Source organism: Niallia taxi, assembly GCF_004005475.1.
Taxonomy (GTDB): Bacteria; Bacillota; Bacilli; order Bacillales; family Cytobacillaceae; genus Niallia; species Niallia taxi.
Genome location: NZ_RZTZ01000002.1, coordinates 1 through 20,454, shown reverse-complemented (window position 1 = coordinate 20,454; position 20,454 = coordinate 1). Strand labels below are relative to the sequence as shown.

The following is a 20,454-nucleotide window of genomic DNA, read 5'->3' as shown; positions in this document are numbered from 1 at the left end:
GACAACATGACAGATTCATTACTTGCGATTACAGTACTGTGGGGTTTCGTTTTTATCTATGCAATAATGGCAACAATGGACTTTGGCGCAGGCTTTTGGTCGATGATTTACATTAATAGAGATAAGACAAGAGCAACCAATATCGCTAACCGTTATCTTTCACCAACATGGGAAGTGACAAATACCTTTGTTGTTGCGATTGTTGTCGCAGTCTACAGCTTATTTCCAAAGGCTGCCTATACGTTAGGAACGGTTCTGCTTATACCAGGAAGTCTGATTCTGCTGCTATTAGCAATCAGAAGTGCCTTTCTTGTCTTTTCAAATATTGTGGAAGAATACCGCAAGCCCCTTACGTATATTTCTGGTATAACCGGGATGTTGATTCCCGGGATTTTGCTTAGTGTCCTTCCAGTCACACATGGAGGATTTGTTGATTTTGCTGATGGTAAGCAGAGCCTTGATTTAGTCGGCCTGTTTTCTAGCCCAAATGAATATGCCTTCTTTGGCTTTGCCTTGAGCAGCACACTTTTTTTGTCTTCCTTGCTGCTGGCAGACTATTCAAATGTTTCGAAAGAGCCTGAGGCCTACCGGCTTTACAGAAGGGATGCAATTATTCTCGGTCCTATTTCCTTACTGATGGCAGTATTTATCATGATTACTTTAAAACAGGATGCAAATTGGATTTATGTAAAAATGATGGATGATTTATATTTGCTTCTCCTCTCTCTTTTCTTTTTTCTGCTTGGAGGCGCAGGTCTTTTTCTTCCATCTAGAAAAAACAAGGATATCAAGGGGGTGCCGCGGCTCGCTATTGTTTCCATTACGATTCAATATTTAATAGCAAGCTATGTTTACGGTAAAGCTCATCTCCCATATATCGTTTATCCTGAGGTAACGATTACATCGTCCTTCACAAGCCCTAGTTCATTTCATGCAATATTCGCAACTTATATCGCTGCCTTTATTATCCTGTTTCCTGGCTTCTACTTTTTCTGGAAGCTATTTATGCACGATAAGAAATATTTACAAGCAACTAAAAAATAGGCAGACATTCACACTAGTATAAATCTTAAGTGCCTGCTCCATACTAGTTATAGGAAAAGGATTACCCGATTCCTGTAAAGCAAAAGCCAAATAAGGAGCGTGTTTCTATTGGCAAAAGATGTACTTTGTGAAGTAAGAAACTGTAGTTTTTGGGAAAGTGGAAATTTATGTGGAGCAGATCAAATTTATGTAGTAAGTCATGTTGGTGAATATGCTGATAACAGTCGCGAAACGGACTGCAAAACATTTCAGCCGGCTGAGTAAAGGAAGAAAGAGAGGCAAAAGCCTCTCTTTCTTTTCGTTTTTAGTTCGATGCAGATTCCTTTATCGGTCTGTCAGGGGCAACCAGGTTTTCATCAGGATGCTGACCATGTATGATAATTTCTCGTATCATTTTTGCCCCAAACATACTGTACACTGTTCCGTTCCCACCATATCCGAGACAATAAAAAATATCCTCTTTGCTTGGATGTCTCCCAATAAATGGTCTGCCATCAACAGATTCACCAAAGGTTGCTCCGTAAGCATAATCAACTTCTATTTCGTAATCAGGGTAATGCTCCTTAATCCTTGCAAGTAACTTCTCCCCGTATTTTTGAATAATTGCTGGATCTGACGGAGCTTCCATTGGATCCTCATCAAGTCCGCCTGCCACTATTCTGCCATCGTATGTAGTTCTCATATAGAAATAGGGCCGTTTCGTTTCCCAAATCAGACTCTTGTCTTCCCAGCCAGGATAGGATTCTATCGGTGTAGTCGCAATCACAAAGGAACGATTCAGTTCTGCGCCGAGCTTGTTTGTATGAAGTGCTGCCTCATATCCAGTCGAATAAATGACCTTTTTCGCTCGTATGGTCGCTCCCTTATCTGATGTAAAATGCCAATAGCCATCACTAAATCCAAGCTCTTTCATTTCTGTCTGTTCAAACACTTGAACATTTTCTTGGGAAGCTGCCTCTTTCATTAGCTGCATAACAAACTTTTGAGGATTAACCTCTGCATCTCCATCTGTTAAGATGGCAGCAGGTTTAGAAAATCCAAACCGTTCCTTAATATCCTTTTCGTGCAAATATTCTACAGGAAAGCCATGTTTTTTTAACATATTATATTCTGTTTGCAGCTTGGCTGCGTCTTGCTGCGTACTTGCATAATACAAGCTTTTTCTTGACTTAAACTGAACATCCTCTTTAAGAGAGCCCGCTATGCCTTTAAGATCCTCCATCGCCTCAAAACAGAGACGGTAAAATCTCACTGCCTCTTCCTCACCGATTGACTGTGCAAATTCATGAAGCATCATGTCATTGGAATATTGAAGAAGCCCTGTATTTGCCGAGGAGCTTCCATGCGCAATTTTTCGTTTATCTGCAACAACAATATTTAAATCTTCATGTGAAAGGATATAAGCAGAAATCGCACCAGACATCCCGCCGCCTACAATAAGCACATCACATACGATATCCTCTGCAAGAGAAGGATAGGATGGAATGTATTGCAGTGTATTCGGCCAGTACAAATTTCCATGATACAAGTTTGGCTCCATATTTTTGCCCCCTAATTAATTTTAGTTCGGCTACTTAATCCATTCTCGTAATGTTCTTCTCACGATTTTTTTAGAGGCGTTCCTAGGAAGTGCTTCAATAAAGCGGATTTCCTTTGGCAGCTTATAGGAAGCCAGTTTTCTTTTACATACCTCCAAAATTTGTGCTGCAGGAATTTCCGTTCCTTCCTCACATACGACAAAAGCGATTGGAACTTGTCCCCACTTTCGGTCATCCATTCCAACTACACCCGCTTCTTTGATACCTGTAATAGAGGATAAGACAGATTCTATTTCTGCTGGATAAATATTTTCTCCCCCAGATATAATTAAATCAGAGCGCCGATCGAGAACATACAGAAAGCCTTCTGAATCTTTATACCCAATATCCCCAGTGTGAAACCAGCCATCAACAGAGTGAGGTCCTTTGTTTAAATATCCCTTTGACACATTAGGTCCAAATACGACTATCTCCCCAGCTTCATTTGCTCCTAACTCTTTCCCTTTTTCATCGAGGATTTTTAGCTGGGCAGGAAATAATGGTTTGCCTGCAGAGCCAATCTTTCTTGCGGCATCCTCAGGAGGTAATGTAACGATTTGGGATGAGGTTTCTGTCATGCCATAGGAATAATAAACAGGTATTCCCTTATTCATACAGCTCGATATTAAATCAATAGAAGCAGGGCCGCCTCCAAGGAGCATATAGCGGAAATAGTCAGGAAACGCTCCCATTGCAGCCTTTTCGATTCGTTGAAGCATTGCCGTGACAACAGACATAATTGTTATTTTTTCCTGCACCAAATCAGTAAGCACTCTTTTTTCATCAAATGATTCATGAAGGATAACCTTCATTCCATACATAAGACTTCGCATTAAGATGGAATAGCCGCTAATATGAAAGATTGGAACTGTACAAAGCCAAACATCCTTGTCTGTTAATCCAGCATTTAAAACATTTCCGACAGCACTCCACCAATGATTTCCATATGTTTGTATGACTCCTTTTGGAAATCCGGTTGTTCCAGACGTATACATAATTGTACATGTGTCATTTATATGAACTGTTTCCTGCACGACAGGCTTCTGAAAAGGTTTTGTATCCAACTCTTTCTTGAAGATGACTTTTAAGGAGGAAGAGTTACGAAGCACATCTTCAGCCGTTAACTGAAAATCATCATCTGCGATAAGAAACAGAGAATTGGAGTCTTTTATTTGATACAGCAGTTCATTTGCTGTGAGTCGATTATTCAAGAGTACTGCTCTTGCACCGAGCAGATGAAGAGATAGAAGAGTAATTACTGTGCGGAGATCGTTTTTCACTAAAAAAGCGACATAGTCCCCTTTTGTGATTCCTTCTGCAGCCAATACCCCTGCTGTATAGTATGCTTTTTCATATAGCTCCTGAAAGGTTAAACGATTTTTATTGAATACAATTGCTTCTTTATTAGGAGTTAAGGAAGCACGGTTTTTCAGGAAATTAGGAAGTATTTCTTCCATATATTTCTCCCCTTTAACATTACTAATTATTAATTGGAAGACAATTCTTCCAAACTTTTTAAAAAAATGAAAGAAAGGTGACTCCCAACTATCTTCCATTCCAATCCTTCTAACTGGAATGGAAGATAGATGCCAGGAGTCACCCTTTTTATTTTATCCCTTAACCATTAAGGGAAACGTGGGAATTGACCAAAATCTGGCTTGCGTTTTTCCTTAAAGGAATCGCGTCCTTCTTTTGCCTCATCCGTTGTATAGTATAAAAGCGTAGCATCTCCGGCAAATTGCTGGATCCCTGCAAGACCATCTGTATCAGCATTAAATGCTGCCTTCAAGAAACGTAAAGCAGTTGGACTCTTCTCAAGAATTTCCTCACACCATTTGATTGTTTCTTCTTCAACTTGCTCTAAAGGAACAACCGTGTTTACAAGTCCCATGTCCAGCGCTTCCTGTGCATTGTATTGTCTGCATAAGAACCAAATTTCTTTTGCTTTCTTATGACCGACAATGCGTGCTAAATAGCCAGAACCGTAACCTGCGTCAAAGCTGCCTACATTTGGTCCTGTTTGACCAAATACAGCATTATCTGCAGCGATCGTTAAGTCACATACTACATGAAGTACATGACCGCCGCCAATCGCATATCCTTTAACCATTGCGATTACCGGTTTTGGAATAACACGGATTAATCTTTGTAGGTCAAGAACATTCAAACGAGGAATTTGATCTTCCCCGACGTAACCACCATGTCCTCTTACTTTTTGGTCTCCGCCTGAGCAGAATGCTTTCTCACCAGCACCAGTTAAGATAATTACCCCAACACTGCTGTCATCTCTTGCTCTTGCAAAAGCATCAATTAATTCATTTACCGTTTTTGGTGTAAAAGCATTATGTACATGCGGCCTGTTGATTGTTATTTTTGCAATGCCGTTGTATGTTTCATAAATTATTTCATCATAATTGCGCACAGCAACCCATTCTACTGCCATTTTTATTGCCTCCCTTTATATTTTGCCGAATTTAATCTCTTGTTCAACTGCTATTCGACAAAAACTCACTTACTATTGTACCAAAAATTTTCGGTTTCTCCACATGAATTGCATGGCCAGCATCCTTTACATTAATCCATTCCATACAATTACCCTTTTCTTGCATCTCTGCTGCCAGCTGACAGAACTTTTTATCTAGATCTCCAGTTATCAGCAATGTCCGGCATTTAAGTGTCTCAAGCCTGTCCCACCAGGAAACTTGAGAGCCTGTTCCCATCTGCTCCAAACTATTAGCAAGTCCAATTGCATTATTTGAAAGTCTTTGGCTTCTTATTTGTTCCTTAACAGCCGAACTTAAACGGGACTGTGTGGCAAACAGCGGGATATTTTCCCATCTATTCACAAATTTAAGAAGACCACTCGTTAAAATATAATCTCCTAATTGCTTATCCTGTATGCGTCTTTCTTTTCTTTCCTCTTCCGTTTTAAAACCAGGGCTCGCACTCTCCAGTATCAAATTCGATACCATATCAGGATATATAATTGCAAATGAAAGCGCAAGCCGCCCACCCATTGAGTATCCTATAAGATCAACGGAGTTTATTTTCAACGATTCCAGCACTTTTTTCATGACATATGCTGCGTGTTCTATATGATAATGCTGCTTCTCTGCAGGTGAGGCAGTTTTGCCATGTCCAATTATATCCATGACAATAATCTGCCGGTCTTTTGCCAAAATCGGAATAAAAGGTGCCCACGTACTTGAGTCTCCAGTAAAGCCATGTAACAGCATAAGCGGAGGTCCTGTACCGTAAACTTCGACATGGTAAGAAATATGATCGACCACTATATTCATTTTTTGTCATCTCTCAAAAAATGTTGTATTTCCTGGGAAACATTCGTCATGATTTGACGATGTTCTTTTAAGTTTTCATCTCTATTTGTCTTTATTTCGAATAATCTAATGCCAAACTCTTCACCTGAAGCACATAAAGACTTAAGATGATCCCAATCCTCGACAGCATGGTATTTCCCGCCATACATCCTGATGATATGTTCAAAATGAATATCTAATGGTGTGCCAAACAATAATTCGAAATGCTTAGGATGCTGGGCTTGCGGTAAAAAGGAGAAAATTCCTCCACCATTATTGTTAATAAGAATAATCGTAATTGGCACATTATATTGTTTTGCTGCGATAAGACCATTCATATCATGGAAGAACGTCAAATCTCCAAGTACTAAATATAATGGTTGTTGTTTTGCCGCACCAACCCCAAGAGCTGTTGACACTGTTCCATCAATGCCATTTGCTCCTCTGTTCGCATAAATAGAAATGTTTTTCCTTTGTTTATGAAAAAAAGTATCTAAATCACGAATAGGCATACTGTTGCCGACAAATAACACCGAATTATCAGGTAGCAGCTCAGCTAATAAGTGAAATAATTTCGCTTCACTTAATTCACTTATATTTGCTACCTGACTGAGTGCTTGTTTTGTTTTTTCATTGATGTCCTTCCATAGCTTCCCATCATTGTGCTTGTTTTTCTTGGCATATTCCGCAAGCTTCCTACAAAATAATGTTTCATCACAATAAACCATTTCAGCAGTCAGCTGATTAGGATCGCGAAAACCAGCACCACCGTCAACAACTATTTGCAGGGCTTCCGATTGCTTCATATATAAAGTAAGAGGTTTACTTACAGGCATGCTCCCAAAACGAATGATAACCTCAGGAGCTAATGCTTGCTTTACAGCATCGTTCCGTAAAAACACATCATATGTATCGACAATCAGATTGTCCGGATCGTCAATAGAACGAAGCTGTGATAGAGGATCTGCTAGTATCGGAAAATTGAGCTCTTTTGCCAAATCCAAAATCGCTGCAGAAAAATTCTCGTTGTCTATTTCACCGCAAACAATAATTCCTTTACGCATACCTTCTAGCCTTTGGGCAAGTCCTTTTATATATTCATCTGCCACAGTTAAAGTTCCATTAATAATTTCCACATGGCGGCTTTCGTTCTCATACTTTTCTATATGATCAAAATCAGGAATCAGCGGTTCACGAAACGGCATATTTAAATGCACTGGCCCTTTTGGTTCCTTCATGGCTGATGCAACTGCTCTTGAACTAACTGTTTTTACATAACGAAGCATTTCAGGAGCTGCATCAGGCGGAGACATTTCCATAAACCATTTCACCTGGTTTCCATAAAGGTTTACCTGGTCAATCGCTTGTGGTGCACCTACATCCCTTAATTCATGGGGTCTGTCCGCTGTCAGGACAATCAGTGGAATTCTCGAAATCTTTGCCTCGACAATAGCAGGAAAATAATTGGCTGCAGCAGTACCTGAAGTGCACACTAACACAGTCGGTTCCTTAAGAGCCTTTGCCATACCTAAAGCAAAAAAGGCGGCAGAGCGCTCGTCTACATGAACATGTACATTCATTTGACTATGCTCAGCCATTAACAAAGCAATCGGTGTTGAACGAGAACCGGGACTTATAACAGCATTTTTTATCCCGTTTCGAACTAGCTCATTTACGAATGATTGTAAATAAGCGGTTAAGTTTTCTTGATGGTTCATCCTAATTGACCTCCTAGCGCAGAAAGCATCGGCTTGAATTTAATTGCCGTTTCCTTAAATTCCATTTCTGCATCTGAATCTTTAACGACACCACAGCCTGCAAACAATGAGGCTTCGTTTTTTTGAATAAGGGCTGAACGAATGCTCACAGCAAATTCCCCATTGCCTCGGTAATCAAGCCAGCCAATTGGTGCCCCGTATAGACCTCTGTCTAACATTTCAGCCTCGCGAATTTTTTCTATTGCCAGTGCTTGCGGGTATCCTCCTAATGCAGGTGTAGGATGCAATAATTCGATTAGAGATAAGACAGAGGCTGATTTAAGCAACGTTCCTGTAACGGGAGTATATAAGTGCTGAATATCCCTCATTTTCAAAAGACGCGGCTCATCCGGAATCTCAAATGTGCTGCACACCTTTTCCATTGCAGATCTTATCATTTGTACGACATAATCATGCTCCACTCTGTTTTTCGGATCATTCATTAGTTCCTGTCCTAAAGACTCATCGTCTTCTTCATTCATTCCCCGAGCAATAGACCCGGCCAAGCATACGGAAAAGACTTGTTTTCCTGCTTTTTTGACAAGTCTTTCTGGTGAAGCTCCGATAAAACAATCTTTACCTGATTCTAATGCAAATACATAGCTATTTTTTTGCCTGTTCAACAAATTTTCCAGGACAGCTTCTGTCGTAATATCTTGTTCAAAAACTAATCTGCTTTCTCTTGCCAATACAACCTTTTTTAAGGATTGTCCTAGGTCCTGGACAACCTCTGACACCATCCTTTTCCACTGGTCGCCATTGATTTCTTTACTGTCCAACAATTTATTAGAGTGGGTATTAACTGTAGATGTATCTTCGTTTTTTTCAAGCTTCTCGAAACATGCTTGGATAACTTCTACCAAATCGTTCCTATCTCCATATTGATTGACTGTAACGTACTGCTCTCCATCTATTTCACTGAACATGATAGCAGGCAAATAGAAATGGGCATCTTTAAAATTATCCCAAAGATTTGTTCTTGTCTTTTTAGGATCAAAGGAGAAGCCGCCAAATAACATGGGACCGACGCCTGCCGTCTGGAATGGGTTATTAATTTCACTGCCATCGAGAAGCTCTTGCCATTCCTTTTCTACCTCTTCATATATCTGCTCCATTCCATTAGATTGAAGCATTTTACAAATCCCAATGCCGGCAAACACCGAGGCTCCATCAGGACTTTTCCAAAAAAATCGTTTTCCTTTATATTGATCATTCTGGGCAAAAATTGTTAAAAAATCTTGTTTTTGCTCCAGCTTTATCACCTTACTTCTTAAAATAGAAGTGGAAGTATTTAATTCACTGCCTTCTAACAGAAGTCCTTTACTTTCTTTCATTACCTTGTAAATCCCCCTATAAGATCTGCTATGCAATCTTTTCGCATTGCGTGATCTTGAACTGAACTGCGATAATATTTCGTTCATATGCTCACAAATGTTCAATTTAACTTATTTTAAGATACACCTCTATTTCGTGTTATGTCAATGATCTAGTCCCATATTGTCCTAATCCCTATTTCGTAAATTGGATTTCTGCTAATGTCTCTTAGTGTTTACGGAAATTGGTATTTTTACTTATCACTCCATGTTTTAAGTAGGAGATAGGCGGGAACTGTACAGTATGGACAATAGATGCTTTTTACACTCGACTATTTAAAGGATGTGACTAAAATGCTTACAAAAGAACAAATATCCACATTGCAAAAGCAATTAGAGGAACAAAAAGAGCAATTGACTAATAGATTAAATAGCAAAGAAGAAGAAACGATGCAAGATTCTGTCGGTGAATTATCGACCTACGATAATCATCCTGCTGATTTGGGCACAGAGTTATTCGAACGAGGAAGAGATCTAGCGTTAGAAGAGCATGACCAAGCCGAATTGGACAAGATTAATGCTGCGCTTCAAGCAATAGAAGACGGAAGCTATGGAGTCTGTAAGGTTTCGGGAAAAGAAATTCCTTATGAAAGATTAGAAGCCATTCCGACTGCTACTACTTTGAAGGAATACAGCGATCGCGAAAATGACCAAGACCGTCCTGTAGAAGAAGAGATACTGGAGCCTGCTCACGGCAATGTTTTTACACATAGCGATAATGCAGAAATCCGAGACTATGAAGATAGTTTTCAAGAGGTTGCCAACTATGGTACGTCTGAAACACCTTCCGATTTAAGAGGAGATTATAAAGATTACAATAGTCTATATACTGATAATAATCCAAATGACGGATTCCCAGAGGAATATGAATCTTTTTCTGCAAACGATGCAACCGTACAAGAAAAAGGGATTTATCGTACAGATAAAGAGAAGGAATATGAAAATACGCTTGAAGATTCAGACGTTGATGCTCCATTTGGCGACATTCCTTACAAAAATAGAGACAGCTATACAGACGATGATAACAAAAAATAAAAACAGCGATTGTCTGACGAAAGTCTGACAATCGCATCAGTGCGTTTCTCTTAATGTACTAACCCTTTAATATTCCATATTTCCTCTGCATATTCCTTAATCGTACGGTCACTGGAGAAATGACCAGCTTTTGCAATATTGACAGTACACTTTTCAAGCCATTTTTGTTTGTCCTGATAAGCTTTGTCGACAGCCTCCTGAACACTTGCATAAGAATGGAAATCCTTCAGCAGGAAATACTGATCATTTTCTGTCAGCAACGAATCAACAATCGGTTCAAATTCATTAATATTTGTCGAAAAGAAGCCATTTTTCAATTGATCGATAACTTGATGAATTCGTTTATCATGATGATAATATTCGGCTGATTTATATCCACCATTTTTATACAATTCAAGCACTTGGTCTGGATTCATGCCGAATATGAAAATATTTTCATCTCCGACTAAATCTCGCATCTCAATATTAGCTCCATCTAGAGTTCCAACAGTCAATGCACCATTTATCATAAACTTCATATTGCCTGTTCCAGAGGCCTCTTTACTTGCCGTTGAAATCTGTTCACTTACATCTGCTGCCGGGAAAATGTGCTCTGCAAGAGAAACACGGTAATTCTCCAAAAATACTACTTTTAATTTATCTTCAATCGTTTTATCTTGATTAATTTTTTCCGCTACAGCATTAATCAGCTTAATAATCTTTTTTGCATAATAGTAACCAGGCGATGCCTTGGCTCCAAAAACAAATGTCCTAGGAGTTATAGGTAAGGATGGATTTTCTTTAAGGCGGTTATATAGGTGTATGATATGCAGGACATTCAACAATTGCCGCTTGTATGCATGCAGCCTCTTTACTTGGATATCGAAGATAGAATGAGGATCAACAATGATACCATTACTGTCCTTGATGATAGTCGCTAGCTTTTGTTTATTTTCCTGTTTAACTGTGGAAAGCTGTTCAAGGAACGATGAATCTTGCTTATAAGCTAATAGCTTTTCGAGATTTGAAGGTGTCTCAATCCACTCTGTCCCGATTGTATTGCTAATAAGACTTGTAAGCTTTGGATTTGACTTTATCAGCCAGCGTCTATGTGTAATTCCATTTGTCTTGTTATTAAATTTCTCTGGGAAAATTTGATAAAACTCTGCCATTTCTCGCTTTTTCAAAATCTCTGTATGGATTTCTGCTACACCATTTACACTATGGCTCCCTACTAATGCTAGATGAGCCATCTTAACCATGCCATGTGCAATGATCGCCATATTTTCAATTCGGTTAAAATCACCTGGATATATATCCCACAGCTGTTGGCAAAAGCGTTCATTTATCTCATTTATAATCATATAAATCCTTGGCAATAACGGCTGAAAAATCGAAATCGGCCATTTCTCTAATGCCTCAGACAAGGTTGTATGATTTGTATAAGATATTGCACCTGTTGTTATGGTCCAAGCATCATTCCAGCTTAATCCTTCTTTATCAATTAAGATTCTCATAAGCTCAGGGATTGCTAAAACGGGATGTGTATCATTCACATGAATGCTGACATGCTCATGGAAATCCTTTATGTCTTTATATTGCTGCTTATAGTCCTTTATAATGGACTGAAGGCTTGAAGAAACTAAAAAATACTGCTGTTTTAAACGTAATATTTTTCCTTCATCATGTGCATCATCCGGGTACAGGAATTCTGAGATTGCTTCTGTTTCCCTTTTGTATTTCATGATGTCCGCTACATCCTTTGCAAGGAGAGAGGCAGGCTCCGCATTCCACAATCTGAGCGTGTTAACCGTACTGCTGTTATATCCGATTACAGGTATATCATGAGGAACAGCAGTTACAGTTTCAGCATTCAAATGCCGAAACTGTAACTTGCCATCTTTGTCATAGGAATCTACATGCCCCCAGAAGGAAATATCAACAGCTAAGTCCTCCTTACGTACTTCCCACACTTGCCCGTGCCTTAACCATTGCTCCGGCAGTTCTAGCTGATATCCGTCAACAATTTTCTGTTCAAATAAGCCATGCTTATAACGGATTCCAAAACCATGACCTGGGAGATTTAAAGTAGCCAATGAATCAAGGAAACAAGCCGCAAGTCTTCCAAGTCCTCCATTGCCAAGACCTGCATCACATTCAATCTCTTCAATATCAGAAAGGTCTATTCCTAAATCTGCAAACCCTTCCTCTACTACCTTATCAATTCCTAGGTTAATTAAATTATGGTGCAGTAATCTTCCCAATAAAAATTCTATTGATAAATAATACACTTGTTTTCCTTTGTTTCTTCGGTAAAGTTCATTTGTATTAATCCAATCTCCGCTTACATACTCCCTGATCATATGTCCTAATGTTTGGAAGTGATCGCTGTTAGTGCAATCTTCAAACGGTTTGCCGTAAGTCATCTCAAGCTTTTGTAAAAAGTAGGTTTTAAAATTTTCCTTGTTAGAAAACATGTGTTTCACTCCTTGAGATAAGCTCAGCATATAATTGGTTATATTTAAATGCTGACTGTGCCCAGCTATTATCCATTGTCATTGCATTCTTAACAATAGTGCTCCATACGTCTTTATCTTGATAGATTTGTAACGCTCTTCGGATAGTATAGAGCATGTCGTGAGCATTGAAATTAGTGAAACTAAAACCATTTCCGCTATTCGTAGATTCATTGTATGAAAACACTGTGTCATTTAATCCCCCAGTCTCTCTGACAATAGGGATATTCCCGTATTGCAATGCAATTAACTGGCCAAGCCCGCATGGTTCAAACTTGGAAGGCATCAGGAAAAGATCTGCTCCTGCATATAATTTATGTGCCAAGTTTTCATCAAAACCAATATACGCTTTGCACTTATCGGGATATTTGAACTCCATTTCTCTAAAGAAATTTTCGAATTCAGGATCACCTGTGCCTAGCACAAGAAACTGCACATCCTCCTCCATAATTTCATGGAAGACATGGCGGACTAGCTCAAGTCCTTTTTGACTTGTCAGCCTTGTTATCATGGAAATGACCGGAATAGATTCATCTTCCTTTAACCCAAACATCTTTTGGATATGAAGTTTATTTGCGACCTTTCCATTAATATTTGTATTCGAGTATTTTTGAATAATGACATCATCTGTTGCAGGATTATATACTTCCTCGTCTATCCCATTGATGATTCCAGTTAAGTCGCTTTGCCTTAACTCCAGAAGCTGATTAAGCTTCTCCCCGTAATAATCTGTTTGTATTTCATTCATATATGTTGGGCTAACAGTCGTTACCTTGTCAGAAGCAACCAATGCTGCTTTCATGAAATTAACGTTCCCATAAAACTCTAACTGATCTGTCGTAAAATGATCGTCATTTATATTAAGCAAATCGCCAAGAGCCCCTCTTGGCATAATTCCTTGGAATTGAAGATTATGTATAGTGAATACTGTCTTGATTTGACTATATTCCCTTCTCCACTTATAGTCTACATTCAGCATAAATGGAATCATGGCAGTATGCCAATCATGACAGTGAATAATATCTGGGTAGTAAGATAAATAAGAAAGGCTTTCCAGCACTGCTCTGTTAAAGAAAGAAAACCTTTCTCCATCATCAAAATAACCGTATAAACCCTGTCTATTAAAGTAGTACTCATTATCAATAAAATAAAAAGTAATGCCATCCTGCTGCAATTTTTCAATGCCGCAATACTGGTTTCTCCAGCCAACCTGTACACGGAAGTCCATCACCTTCTCCAAATCGCCTAAATACTTCTCAGGAATATCTTTGTATTTTGGCATGATGACAGTAACCTCTGTTCCTTGCTTCACAAGCTCTTTCGGAAGAGAACCAGCTACATCTGCTAGTCCTCCTGATTTAATAAATGGTACACATTCTGATACTGCAAACATTACTTTCACGAATTCATCAACGCTCCCTGCACTGTCCCTTTTCTAACGACAAATGGTGTATTTTTACTTCCAGTCATTACCGTGTCATTTCCTACCGTAACATCTTTATCTAAAATTACATTTTCTAATACACAATTATCACCTATAGAGCATTTTTGCATAATAATGCAATTTTTGAGGCGAGATCCTTTGCCAATTTTAACAGCTCTTGAAATGATACTGTTTTCAATGTCTCCTTCAATAATGCAGCCATTTGCAATCATGGAGTTTTTTACTTCTCCTGTGCTTGTATAACGAGTCGGTGGTTCATCCTTTACCTTCGTAAAAATTGGCCGCTCCTTAATAAATAGCTGTTTCCATGTTTCTGCATTCAATATGTCCCTGCTTACTTCAAAATAGTTAGAAATAGAAGATATTTTTTCTGCATAGCCATTGTATTCATAATGGCATATTTTGTATTCATGATTATGATCAAGCATAACGTCCTTCATGCATGTATAACCAGTGATATCTCGTGTCAAAATTAAGTCTATTAATAATGACTTTTTGATAAGGTAGACTTCCAATGAAGCACCGTTATTCGTGATTTCTGTTATATCACATCCTGATGTCAAATGCCGAATAAGGACGGGGTTAAAGTCCATGTTAAAAACGGTGAAGCAATTTGCTACTAAAGCATATTCTTGTTTGCTGCGGTAGAAATAATCCATATTTGCGGCAAATTGATTGAAAGAACCTATCCCTTCGCTATCTCCATCCGTAATAGAAGCCGGAAAGAAAAACAATCCATCTCTTTTTCTATCCAAATCCCAATTCTTCCCTGAACCAAGATGATCCATTAAGGATCTGTATTGGTACTTAGGAAAAATTGCTACACTTCCTATCCCGGAATTCACCATATTAGAAAGGACGAAGTCGATGAGCCTGTATCTTCCGCCTATCGGCAAGGCAGCAAGCGTCCTGTGCGAAATCAATTCTTCTAAATCATGATGATATGTTGTTGCATCAATTACCCCTAGCATTGTTTTTAACACTGAAAACCCCTCCCTATTCTCTGTTTGTCAGGATACAAATGCATTAACCATTTCTTCTGTTACTAGTACAACATCATCATTACCGTCTCTTGGCTTAATGACCATTCCATCAGGTATCTCAATCTCAGATGGAACAATAGCCTTTTCAATATAAGTATTTTCGCCAATCCGAGCATCAGGCATTATGACAGAACTTCGGACAATCGAGCCTGTACCCACGTTTACTCCTTGAAACACGATTGACTTTTCAATATTTCCATTAATCGTGCAGCCTTCGTTTATTAAAGACTCTTTCACAATTGCATCACTCGAAATATATTGGGGTGGATGATTAGGATTAACTGTGTATATTCTCCAGTTATAGTCTGAGATGTTCAATTCACTTGAATCATCCAATAAGTCCATATTAGCCTCCCATAAACTTTGTACTGTACCAACATCCTTCCAATAGCCCTTGAATGGGTAAGCGACAACCTTTCTTTGCTTTTCAATAAGCATTGGGATGATATCTTTTCCAAAGTCATGGGTAGAATTGCCGTTTTCATCGTCTTCTTCCAGCAATTCCTTTAACACTTTCCATTTAAATATGTAGATGCCCATTGATGCGAGATTGTTTTTTGGCTTTTTTGGCTTCTCTTCAAATTCAATAATATCCATTTGATCATTCGTGTTCATAATACCGAATCTACTAGCTTCATGCCACGGAACTTCAATAACAGAAATAGAGGCATCTGCTTGTTTTTGAATATGATAGTCTAGCATTGATTCATAATTCATTTTATAAATATGATCACCAGAAAGAATAAGCACATATTCAGGATCATACTGAGAAAGATAATTTTGGTTTTGGTAAATAGCACTTGCAGTTCCTGTATACCATTTCACTTCTGAAGATTCACTGTATGGAGGTAATACGGTGACGCCTCCATTTACCCTATCTAAATCCCATGCACTGCCTATCCCTATATAAGAATTCAGGACAAGGGGCTGATATTGAGTCAGCACACCAACGGTTTCAATTCCTGAATTAGAGCAATTGCTCAAAGTAAAATCAATGATTCGATATTTGCCACCAAATGGAATGGCTGGCTTAGCCAGATTTGTTGTCAAAGAATAAAGTCTACTTCCCTTTCCTCCCGCTAATAGCATTGCGACGCACCGTTTCTTTCCCATTCTCTTTTCTCCCCTTCCGATGTTGGACTGGCCGTAAGATAATGATGCTATAAGCTGGAATCGTCACTGGAATGGAATATGGCCTCCCATGGAACGAGTTCTCTTTGGCCTTTATAATTTTTTTGTTTATATAATTGGCTCCGCCGAACCGTTCATCATCGCTGTTTAATATTTCTCGATAGCTTCCGGCCTTCGGTACGCCGATTAGATATTCTTCATACGTATGATAAGTAAAGTTGCAGATTACTATTAGGAAATCTTCTTCCTTTTCTCCTTGCCTGATAAAGGAGAAAATCGATTGTTCGTGGTTATTGGCATCAATCCATTCATACCCTTCCTGGAGATGATCCAATTCATATAGAGGTTTAGAGCGTTTATACAGTTTTAATGCTTCTTTAAAAAAGACATTTGCCTTTTGGTGCATGTCATAATCCATTAACATCCAATCAAGCTGCTCTTTATCCTTCCATTCAGAAAACTGGGCAAGCTCTGCCCCCATAAATAATAGCTTCTTTCCTGGATGTGTCATCATATATCCAATAAGAAGTCTAAACTGTGCAAACTTTTGCCAGTAATCACCTGGCATTTTATCTAGAAGAGATTTTTTGCCGTGAACAACCTCATCATGGGATAATGGGAGCACAAAATTTTCTGAAAAGGCGTAATGCAATGAAAAAGTAATTTTATTATGTTCATGCCTTCTTTGAGATGATTCTGTTTCCATATAGGAAAGCAGGTCATTCATCCATCCCATATTCCATTTATAATGGAAGCCTATGCCTCCATAATGGACAGGTGCTGTTACTTGAGGCAAATCACTGGAATCCTCTGCAAACATCAAAACAGTAGGGTCATATTGGCTTACTGTTGTGTTTAGCTTTTGTAAAAAATCAATTCCATATGGGTTCACTGTATTATCAGTAGAATTCGGCCAGTAAATGATTTTAGAAACGGCATCTACTCTAAACCCATCAATATGAAAATAATCCATCCAGAAAATTGCATTCGATATTAAAAAGCTGTGCACTTCCATTCTTCCCAGGTCAAAGTTAGCTGTTCCCCATACAATATTTTCTCTGTCCGTAGCATTTGGATAGTCAAATTGACTCGAGCCATCAAATTGATATAAACCATGAGCATCCTTGCAAAAATGACCTGGTGCCCAGTCCAAGATTACTCCAAGACCATTTTGATGACATTGATCCACAAAATACATAAAATCCTTTGGCTCTCCAAACCTGCTTGTTGCAGAATAATAGCCAGTTCCTTGGTAACCCCAAGAGATATCTAACGGATGCTCCACGATCGGCAATATCTCTATATGAGTAAAGCCAAGATCCAATACATAAGGAATAAGCTCCATTGCTAATTCTCTGTAAGTATACAGCGAGCCGTCCTCTTTTAGTTTCCAAGAACCTAAATGTACTTCATAAATGGATACAGGCTCTTTCAAAAATTGTTTTCTTTTCTTTTTTTGAATCCATTTTGCATCATTCCAAGCGTAACCCTCCAATGAATAAACGATCGAAGCTGTATTTGGCCTTACTTCCGAATAAAAGGCATATGGATCAGCTTTGAGCTGTTTCCTGCCATCTTGACCGGTAATTTCATATTTGTATATAGCACCAGTAAGATCCTCAGAAATACTTATTAGCCATATTCCTTCTTTATTTATTTTTTGAAGGTCAAATCCCTCACCGTTCCAATTGTTAAAATCTCCTACTAGTCGGACTGTCTGAGCATTCGGTGCCCACACACAGAAAACAGTGCATAATCTACCGTTTTCTTCCTTTACATGAGATCCAAACAAATGATAGCTTTCAAATAGATTACCTTCATGAAATAAATGCTGCTGAAATTCAGTTGGGAATACTGTCTCCACAATCATCCTACTTTCTTTGACTATTGATTTAATTCGACTGTAAAAATAATAATTTGTACAAACCATTTTCCCTTTTTTGCTAGTTTTAAAACTACATCACTCCTACGGGAAAATAATTTGCTTAAGAATAAAATAGTTCAATTAAATGTAATATTCTATTAGTGTTGTTATAAACCCTTTTCTGTTTTTTTAAAATTTTATGACATTAAATAACTTTTTATGTTTAGTCATGCAAAAAACGCTGATGTTTTTTATAACATAGTTTATGTTCATTTTAGAAAGGATATAAAGGTAAGAAAGAAGGAGGGATTTCCTAATGAGTAAAAGTGAAGAAGAATATCTATTGGAACAAAACCAGAAAGATCCAAATCCATACTTTGATGCACCGGACAAAAAAATTCTAGCTACCGATATTTTTAGGGGTCCAAACACAGGTATGTTCTCTGATTTCGACTTAAATAATCCTGGTCAAAAATTAATGACGGACAGAGATAAATTAGAAGAGGACATAAAAAAGGGCAAGTTCTAAATAGCTTGCCCTACCTTACTAATATAACTAGACTATAAATGATTAAAGTCTAGTATTTTAAGTTATCCACAGGTGAAAATAAAAGAAAGCAATAGAAAGAGCTGTTGGCAACTTAACCAACAGCTCTTTCTATTTTTTGTATGACCCATACGGGATTCGAACCCGTGTTACCGCCGTGAAAGGGCGGTGTCTTAACCGCTTGACCAATGGGCCGAATGGCGGAGAAGGAGGGATTTGAACCCTCGCGCCGCTTACGCGACCTACACCCTTAGCAGGGGCGCCTCTTCAGCCTCTTGAGTACTTCCCCAAAAAAAATGGCTCCGCAGGTAGGATTCGAACCTACGACCGCTCGGTTAACAGCCGAGTGCTCTACCACTGAGCTACTGCGGAACAATATATGGTGGGCCTAAATGGACTCGAACCATCGACCTCACGCTTATCAGGCGTGCGCTCTAACCAGCTGAGCTATAGGCCCATATAATGGAGCGGGTGATGAGAATCGAACTCACGACATCAGCTTGGAAGGCTGAGGTTTTACCATTAAACTACACCCGCGTTATTAAATTATTAAAATATGGGGCGACTGATGGGAATCGAACCCACGAATGTCGGAGCCACAATCCGATGCGTTAACCACTTCGCCACAACCGCCATGGATGTTTTTTATTAACGCCGATGGCATTAATGGTGGCTCAGGACGGAATCGAACCGCCGACACAAGGATTTTCAGTCCTTTGCTCTACCGACTGAGCTACTGAGCCTTAATATTTTTTAAATTATAATGGCGGTCCGGACGGGACTCGAACCCGCGACCTCCTGCGTGACAGGCAGGCATTCTAACCAGCTGAACTACCGGACCATTATTGCGGGGACAGGATTTGAACCTGCGACCTTCGGGTTATGAGCCCGACGAGCTACCAGACTGCTCCACCCCGCGACGATAAAACTTTATTTAAAATGGAGGAGGAAAGGGGATTCGAACCCCTGCGCGGTTTGACCCGCCTGTCGGTTTTCAAGACCGATCCCTTCAGCCGGACTTGGGTATTCCTCCTCGATATCATGGTGGACCTTGTAGGACTCGAACCTACGACCGGACGGTTATGAGCCGTCTGCTCTAACCAACTGAGCTAAAGGTCCAAACAAGTTCCAAAAGAATATGGTAGCGGCAGAGGGGATCGAACCCCCGACCTCACGGGTATGAACCGTACGCTCTAGCCAGCTGAGCTACGCCGCCATTATTCAAATAGATATTAACAAATAATTGGTGGAGCCTAGCGGGATCGAACCGCTGACCTCCTGCGTGCAAGGCAGGCGCTCTCCCAGCTGAGCTAAGGCCCCAATATAAGTGTTTCATGGTCGGGAAGACAGGATTCGAACCTGCGACCCCTTGGTCCCAAACCAAGTGCTCTACCAAGCTGAGCTACTTCCCGTATATATGGCGCGCCCGAAAGGAGTCGAACCCATAACCTTCTGATCCGTAGTCAGACGCTCTATCCAATTGAGCTACGGGCGCTAATTTCTTTAAAAAACAATGGTGCCGAGGACCGGAATCGAACCGGTACGGTAGTCACCTACCGCAGGATTTTAAGTCCTGTGCGTCTGCCAGTTCCGCCACCCCGGCATTGTTTTCATATTTGGAGCGGAAGACGGGATTCGAACCCGCGACCCCCACCTTGGCAAGGTGATGTTCTACCACTGAACTACTTCCGCTCGATATCAAATTAAATGGTGCGGGTGAAGGGAGTCGAACCCCCACGCCTTGCGGCGCTAGATCCTAAGTCTAGTGCGTCTGCCAATTCCGCCACACCCGCATTATGGTGAGTCATGCAGGATTCGAACCTGCGA

At 39.6% G+C, this 20,454-nt stretch carries 15 protein-coding genes and 18 tRNA genes; 4 read left to right on the top strand and 29 right to left on the bottom strand.

The features are described 5' to 3' along the window. Nucleotides 1-6 precede the first annotated feature (6 nt). A complete protein-coding gene (locus EM808_RS05010; protein ID WP_127736798.1) occupies nt 7-1,044 on the top strand; it encodes a cytochrome d ubiquinol oxidase subunit II in 1,038 nt (345 codons plus the stop codon). Between the two features lie 108 nt (nt 1,045-1,152). Beyond that, nucleotides 1,153-1,308 carry a DUF1540 domain-containing protein gene (locus EM808_RS05005; protein ID WP_127736795.1) on the top strand — a complete coding sequence of 52 codons (156 nt, stop codon included), beginning with the start codon at nt 1,153-1,155 and terminating at the stop codon, nt 1,306-1,308. 40 nt (nt 1,309-1,348) lie between these two features. Here the strand turns inward: EM808_RS05005 and EM808_RS05000 are convergent, their stop codons facing one another. The 6 genes from EM808_RS05000 to EM808_RS04975 all read right to left on the bottom strand — a co-directional run bounded on the left by EM808_RS05000 (nt 1,349) and on the right by EM808_RS04975 (nt 9,029). Beyond that, entirely contained in the window at nt 1,349-2,584 is a 1,236-nt protein-coding gene (locus tag EM808_RS05000; protein ID WP_127736792.1) for an NAD(P)/FAD-dependent oxidoreductase, read from the bottom strand. Between the two features lie 30 nt (nt 2,585-2,614). Beyond that, on the bottom strand, nt 2,615-4,078 hold the full coding sequence (locus EM808_RS04995) for an o-succinylbenzoate--CoA ligase (protein WP_127736789.1): 1,464 nt from the start codon (nt 4,076-4,078) through the stop codon (nt 2,615-2,617). Between the two features lie 167 nt (nt 4,079-4,245). Continuing rightward, a complete protein-coding gene (gene menB / locus EM808_RS04990) occupies nt 4,246-5,064 on the bottom strand; it encodes a 1,4-dihydroxy-2-naphthoyl-CoA synthase (protein ID WP_127736786.1) in 819 nt (272 codons plus the stop codon). A 43-nt stretch (nt 5,065-5,107) separates the two neighbouring features. Then, entirely contained in the window at nt 5,108-5,920 is an 813-nt protein-coding gene (gene menH, locus EM808_RS04985) for a 2-succinyl-6-hydroxy-2,4-cyclohexadiene-1-carboxylate synthase (RefSeq protein WP_127736783.1), read from the bottom strand. After that, the gene (gene menD / locus EM808_RS04980) at nt 5,917-7,656 is read right to left on the bottom strand and encodes a 2-succinyl-5-enolpyruvyl-6-hydroxy-3-cyclohexene-1-carboxylic-acid synthase (protein WP_127736779.1); all 1,740 of its coding nucleotides are present in this window, start codon (nt 7,654-7,656) and stop codon (nt 5,917-5,919) included. Before menD ends, menH begins: the two co-directional genes overlap by 4 nt. Next, entirely contained in the window at nt 7,653-9,029 is a 1,377-nt protein-coding gene (locus EM808_RS04975) for an isochorismate synthase (protein WP_127736777.1), read from the bottom strand. The genes menD and EM808_RS04975 overlap by 4 nt, the downstream gene beginning before the upstream one ends. A 333-nt stretch (nt 9,030-9,362) precedes the next feature. Here EM808_RS04975 and EM808_RS04970 point away from each other — a divergent pair, with 333 nt between their 5' ends. After that, a complete protein-coding gene (locus EM808_RS04970) occupies nt 9,363-10,103 on the top strand; it encodes a TraR/DksA C4-type zinc finger protein (protein WP_127736774.1) in 741 nt (246 codons plus the stop codon). Between the two features lie 50 nt (nt 10,104-10,153). On the opposite strand, the gene EM808_RS04965 is transcribed toward EM808_RS04970, so the two are convergent. From EM808_RS04965 to glgB, 5 genes are read right to left on the bottom strand one after another with little or no spacing between them, the layout of a single operon-like run. Next, nucleotides 10,154-12,559, bottom strand: coding sequence for a glycogen/starch/alpha-glucan phosphorylase (locus EM808_RS04965; RefSeq protein WP_127736771.1), 2,406 nt, complete (start codon nt 12,557-12,559; stop codon nt 10,154-10,156). Next, entirely contained in the window at nt 12,549-14,000 is a 1,452-nt protein-coding gene (glgA, locus tag EM808_RS04960; protein WP_127736768.1) for a glycogen synthase GlgA, read from the bottom strand. The genes EM808_RS04965 and glgA overlap by 11 nt, the downstream gene beginning before the upstream one ends. Further along, nucleotides 13,997-15,025 (bottom strand): GlgC family sugar phosphate nucleotidyltransferase, encoded by a 1,029-nt coding sequence (locus EM808_RS04955; protein ID WP_127736765.1) that lies wholly within the window; start codon nt 15,023-15,025, stop codon nt 13,997-13,999. Before EM808_RS04955 ends, glgA begins: the two co-directional genes overlap by 4 nt. A 27-nt stretch (nt 15,026-15,052) precedes the next feature. Continuing rightward, nucleotides 15,053-16,198, bottom strand: coding sequence for a glucose-1-phosphate adenylyltransferase (locus EM808_RS04950; protein ID WP_127736762.1), 1,146 nt, complete (start codon nt 16,196-16,198; stop codon nt 15,053-15,055). After that, nucleotides 16,146-18,086, bottom strand: a complete 1,941-nt coding sequence (gene glgB, locus EM808_RS04945) for a 1,4-alpha-glucan branching protein GlgB (RefSeq protein WP_127736759.1) — start codon at nt 18,084-18,086, stop codon at nt 16,146-16,148. Before glgB ends, EM808_RS04950 begins: the two co-directional genes overlap by 53 nt. Nucleotides 18,087-18,396: 310 nt before the next feature. Here glgB and EM808_RS04940 point away from each other — a divergent pair, with 310 nt between their 5' ends. After that, on the top strand, nt 18,397-18,609 hold the full coding sequence (locus tag EM808_RS04940; RefSeq protein ID WP_127736756.1) for a hypothetical protein: 213 nt from the start codon (nt 18,397-18,399) through the stop codon (nt 18,607-18,609). Between the two features lie 141 nt (nt 18,610-18,750). Here the strand turns inward: EM808_RS04940 and EM808_RS04935 are convergent. The 18 genes from EM808_RS04935 to EM808_RS04850 form a co-directional block, all read right to left on the bottom strand. Continuing rightward, nucleotides 18,751-18,822 (bottom strand) — tRNA-Glu (locus tag EM808_RS04935). A gap of 3 nt (nt 18,823-18,825) precedes the next feature. Further along, nucleotides 18,826-18,916 (bottom strand) — tRNA-Ser (locus tag EM808_RS04930). Nucleotides 18,917-18,924: 8 nt separating this feature from the next. After that, nucleotides 18,925-18,999 (bottom strand) — tRNA-Asn (locus tag EM808_RS04925). An 8-nt stretch (nt 19,000-19,007) separates the two neighbouring features. Next, a tRNA-Ile gene (locus EM808_RS04920) sits at nt 19,008-19,084 on the bottom strand. A 6-nt stretch (nt 19,085-19,090) separates the two neighbouring features. Further along, nucleotides 19,091-19,164 (bottom strand) — tRNA-Gly (locus tag EM808_RS04915). 20 nt (nt 19,165-19,184) lie between these two features. Then, nucleotides 19,185-19,260: transfer RNA gene (locus EM808_RS04910), tRNA-His, on the bottom strand. Nucleotides 19,261-19,294: 34 nt separating this feature from the next. Beyond that, nucleotides 19,295-19,370 (bottom strand) — tRNA-Phe (locus tag EM808_RS04905). A gap of 21 nt (nt 19,371-19,391) precedes the next feature. Then, a tRNA-Asp gene (locus EM808_RS04900) sits at nt 19,392-19,468 on the bottom strand. Nucleotides 19,469-19,472: 4 nt separating this feature from the next. Then, nucleotides 19,473-19,546, bottom strand: a tRNA-Met gene (locus tag EM808_RS04895). A gap of 21 nt (nt 19,547-19,567) precedes the next feature. Next, nucleotides 19,568-19,660, bottom strand: a tRNA-Ser gene (locus EM808_RS04890). Nucleotides 19,661-19,669: 9 nt separating this feature from the next. After that, nucleotides 19,670-19,746, bottom strand: a tRNA-Ile gene (locus EM808_RS04885). Nucleotides 19,747-19,766: 20 nt separating this feature from the next. Beyond that, nucleotides 19,767-19,843 (bottom strand) — tRNA-Met (locus EM808_RS04880). Between the two features lie 28 nt (nt 19,844-19,871). Then, nucleotides 19,872-19,947: transfer RNA gene (locus tag EM808_RS04875), tRNA-Ala, on the bottom strand. A 15-nt stretch (nt 19,948-19,962) separates the two neighbouring features. Continuing rightward, nucleotides 19,963-20,039 (bottom strand) — tRNA-Pro (locus EM808_RS04870). Nucleotides 20,040-20,045: 6 nt separating this feature from the next. After that, nucleotides 20,046-20,122, bottom strand: a tRNA-Arg gene (locus EM808_RS04865). A gap of 19 nt (nt 20,123-20,141) precedes the next feature. Beyond that, nucleotides 20,142-20,230: transfer RNA gene (locus EM808_RS04860), tRNA-Leu, on the bottom strand. Nucleotides 20,231-20,244: 14 nt separating this feature from the next. Continuing rightward, a tRNA-Gly gene (locus EM808_RS04855) sits at nt 20,245-20,319 on the bottom strand. A gap of 16 nt (nt 20,320-20,335) precedes the next feature. Continuing rightward, nucleotides 20,336-20,420 (bottom strand) — tRNA-Leu (locus EM808_RS04850). Nucleotides 20,421-20,454: the final 34 nt, after the last annotated feature.

Bases quoted from the DNA above. Each gene is read 5' to 3' on its own strand.
- menD (WP_127736779.1), bottom strand. From the start codon at position 7,656: ATGAACCATCAAGAAAACTTAACCGCTTATTTACAATCATTCGTAAAT.
- EM808_RS05010 (WP_127736798.1), top strand. From the start codon at position 7: ATGACAGATTCATTACTTGCGATTACAGTACTGTGGGGTTTCGTTTTT.
- menB (WP_127736786.1), bottom strand. From the start codon at position 5,064: ATGGCAGTAGAATGGGTTGCTGTGCGCAATTATGATGAAATAATTTAT.
- menH (WP_127736783.1), bottom strand. From the start codon at position 5,920: ATGAATATAGTGGTCGATCATATTTCTTACCATGTCGAAGTTTACGGT.
- EM808_RS04975 (WP_127736777.1), bottom strand. From the start codon at position 9,029: ATGAAAGAAAGTAAAGGACTTCTGTTAGAAGGCAGTGAATTAAATACT.
- EM808_RS04965 (WP_127736771.1), bottom strand. From the start codon at position 12,559: ATGTTTTCTAACAAGGAAAATTTTAAAACCTACTTTTTACAAAAGCTT.
- EM808_RS04950 (WP_127736762.1), bottom strand. From the start codon at position 16,198: ATGGGAAAGAAACGGTGCGTCGCAATGCTATTAGCGGGAGGAAAGGGA.
- EM808_RS04995 (WP_127736789.1), bottom strand. From the start codon at position 4,078: ATGGAAGAAATACTTCCTAATTTCCTGAAAAACCGTGCTTCCTTAACT.
- glgB (WP_127736759.1), bottom strand. From the start codon at position 18,086: ATGATTGTGGAGACAGTATTCCCAACTGAATTTCAGCAGCATTTATTT.
- EM808_RS05000 (WP_127736792.1), bottom strand. From the start codon at position 2,584: ATGGAGCCAAACTTGTATCATGGAAATTTGTACTGGCCGAATACACTG.
- EM808_RS04970 (WP_127736774.1), top strand. From the start codon at position 9,363: ATGCTTACAAAAGAACAAATATCCACATTGCAAAAGCAATTAGAGGAA.
- EM808_RS04940 (WP_127736756.1), top strand. From the start codon at position 18,397: ATGAGTAAAAGTGAAGAAGAATATCTATTGGAACAAAACCAGAAAGAT.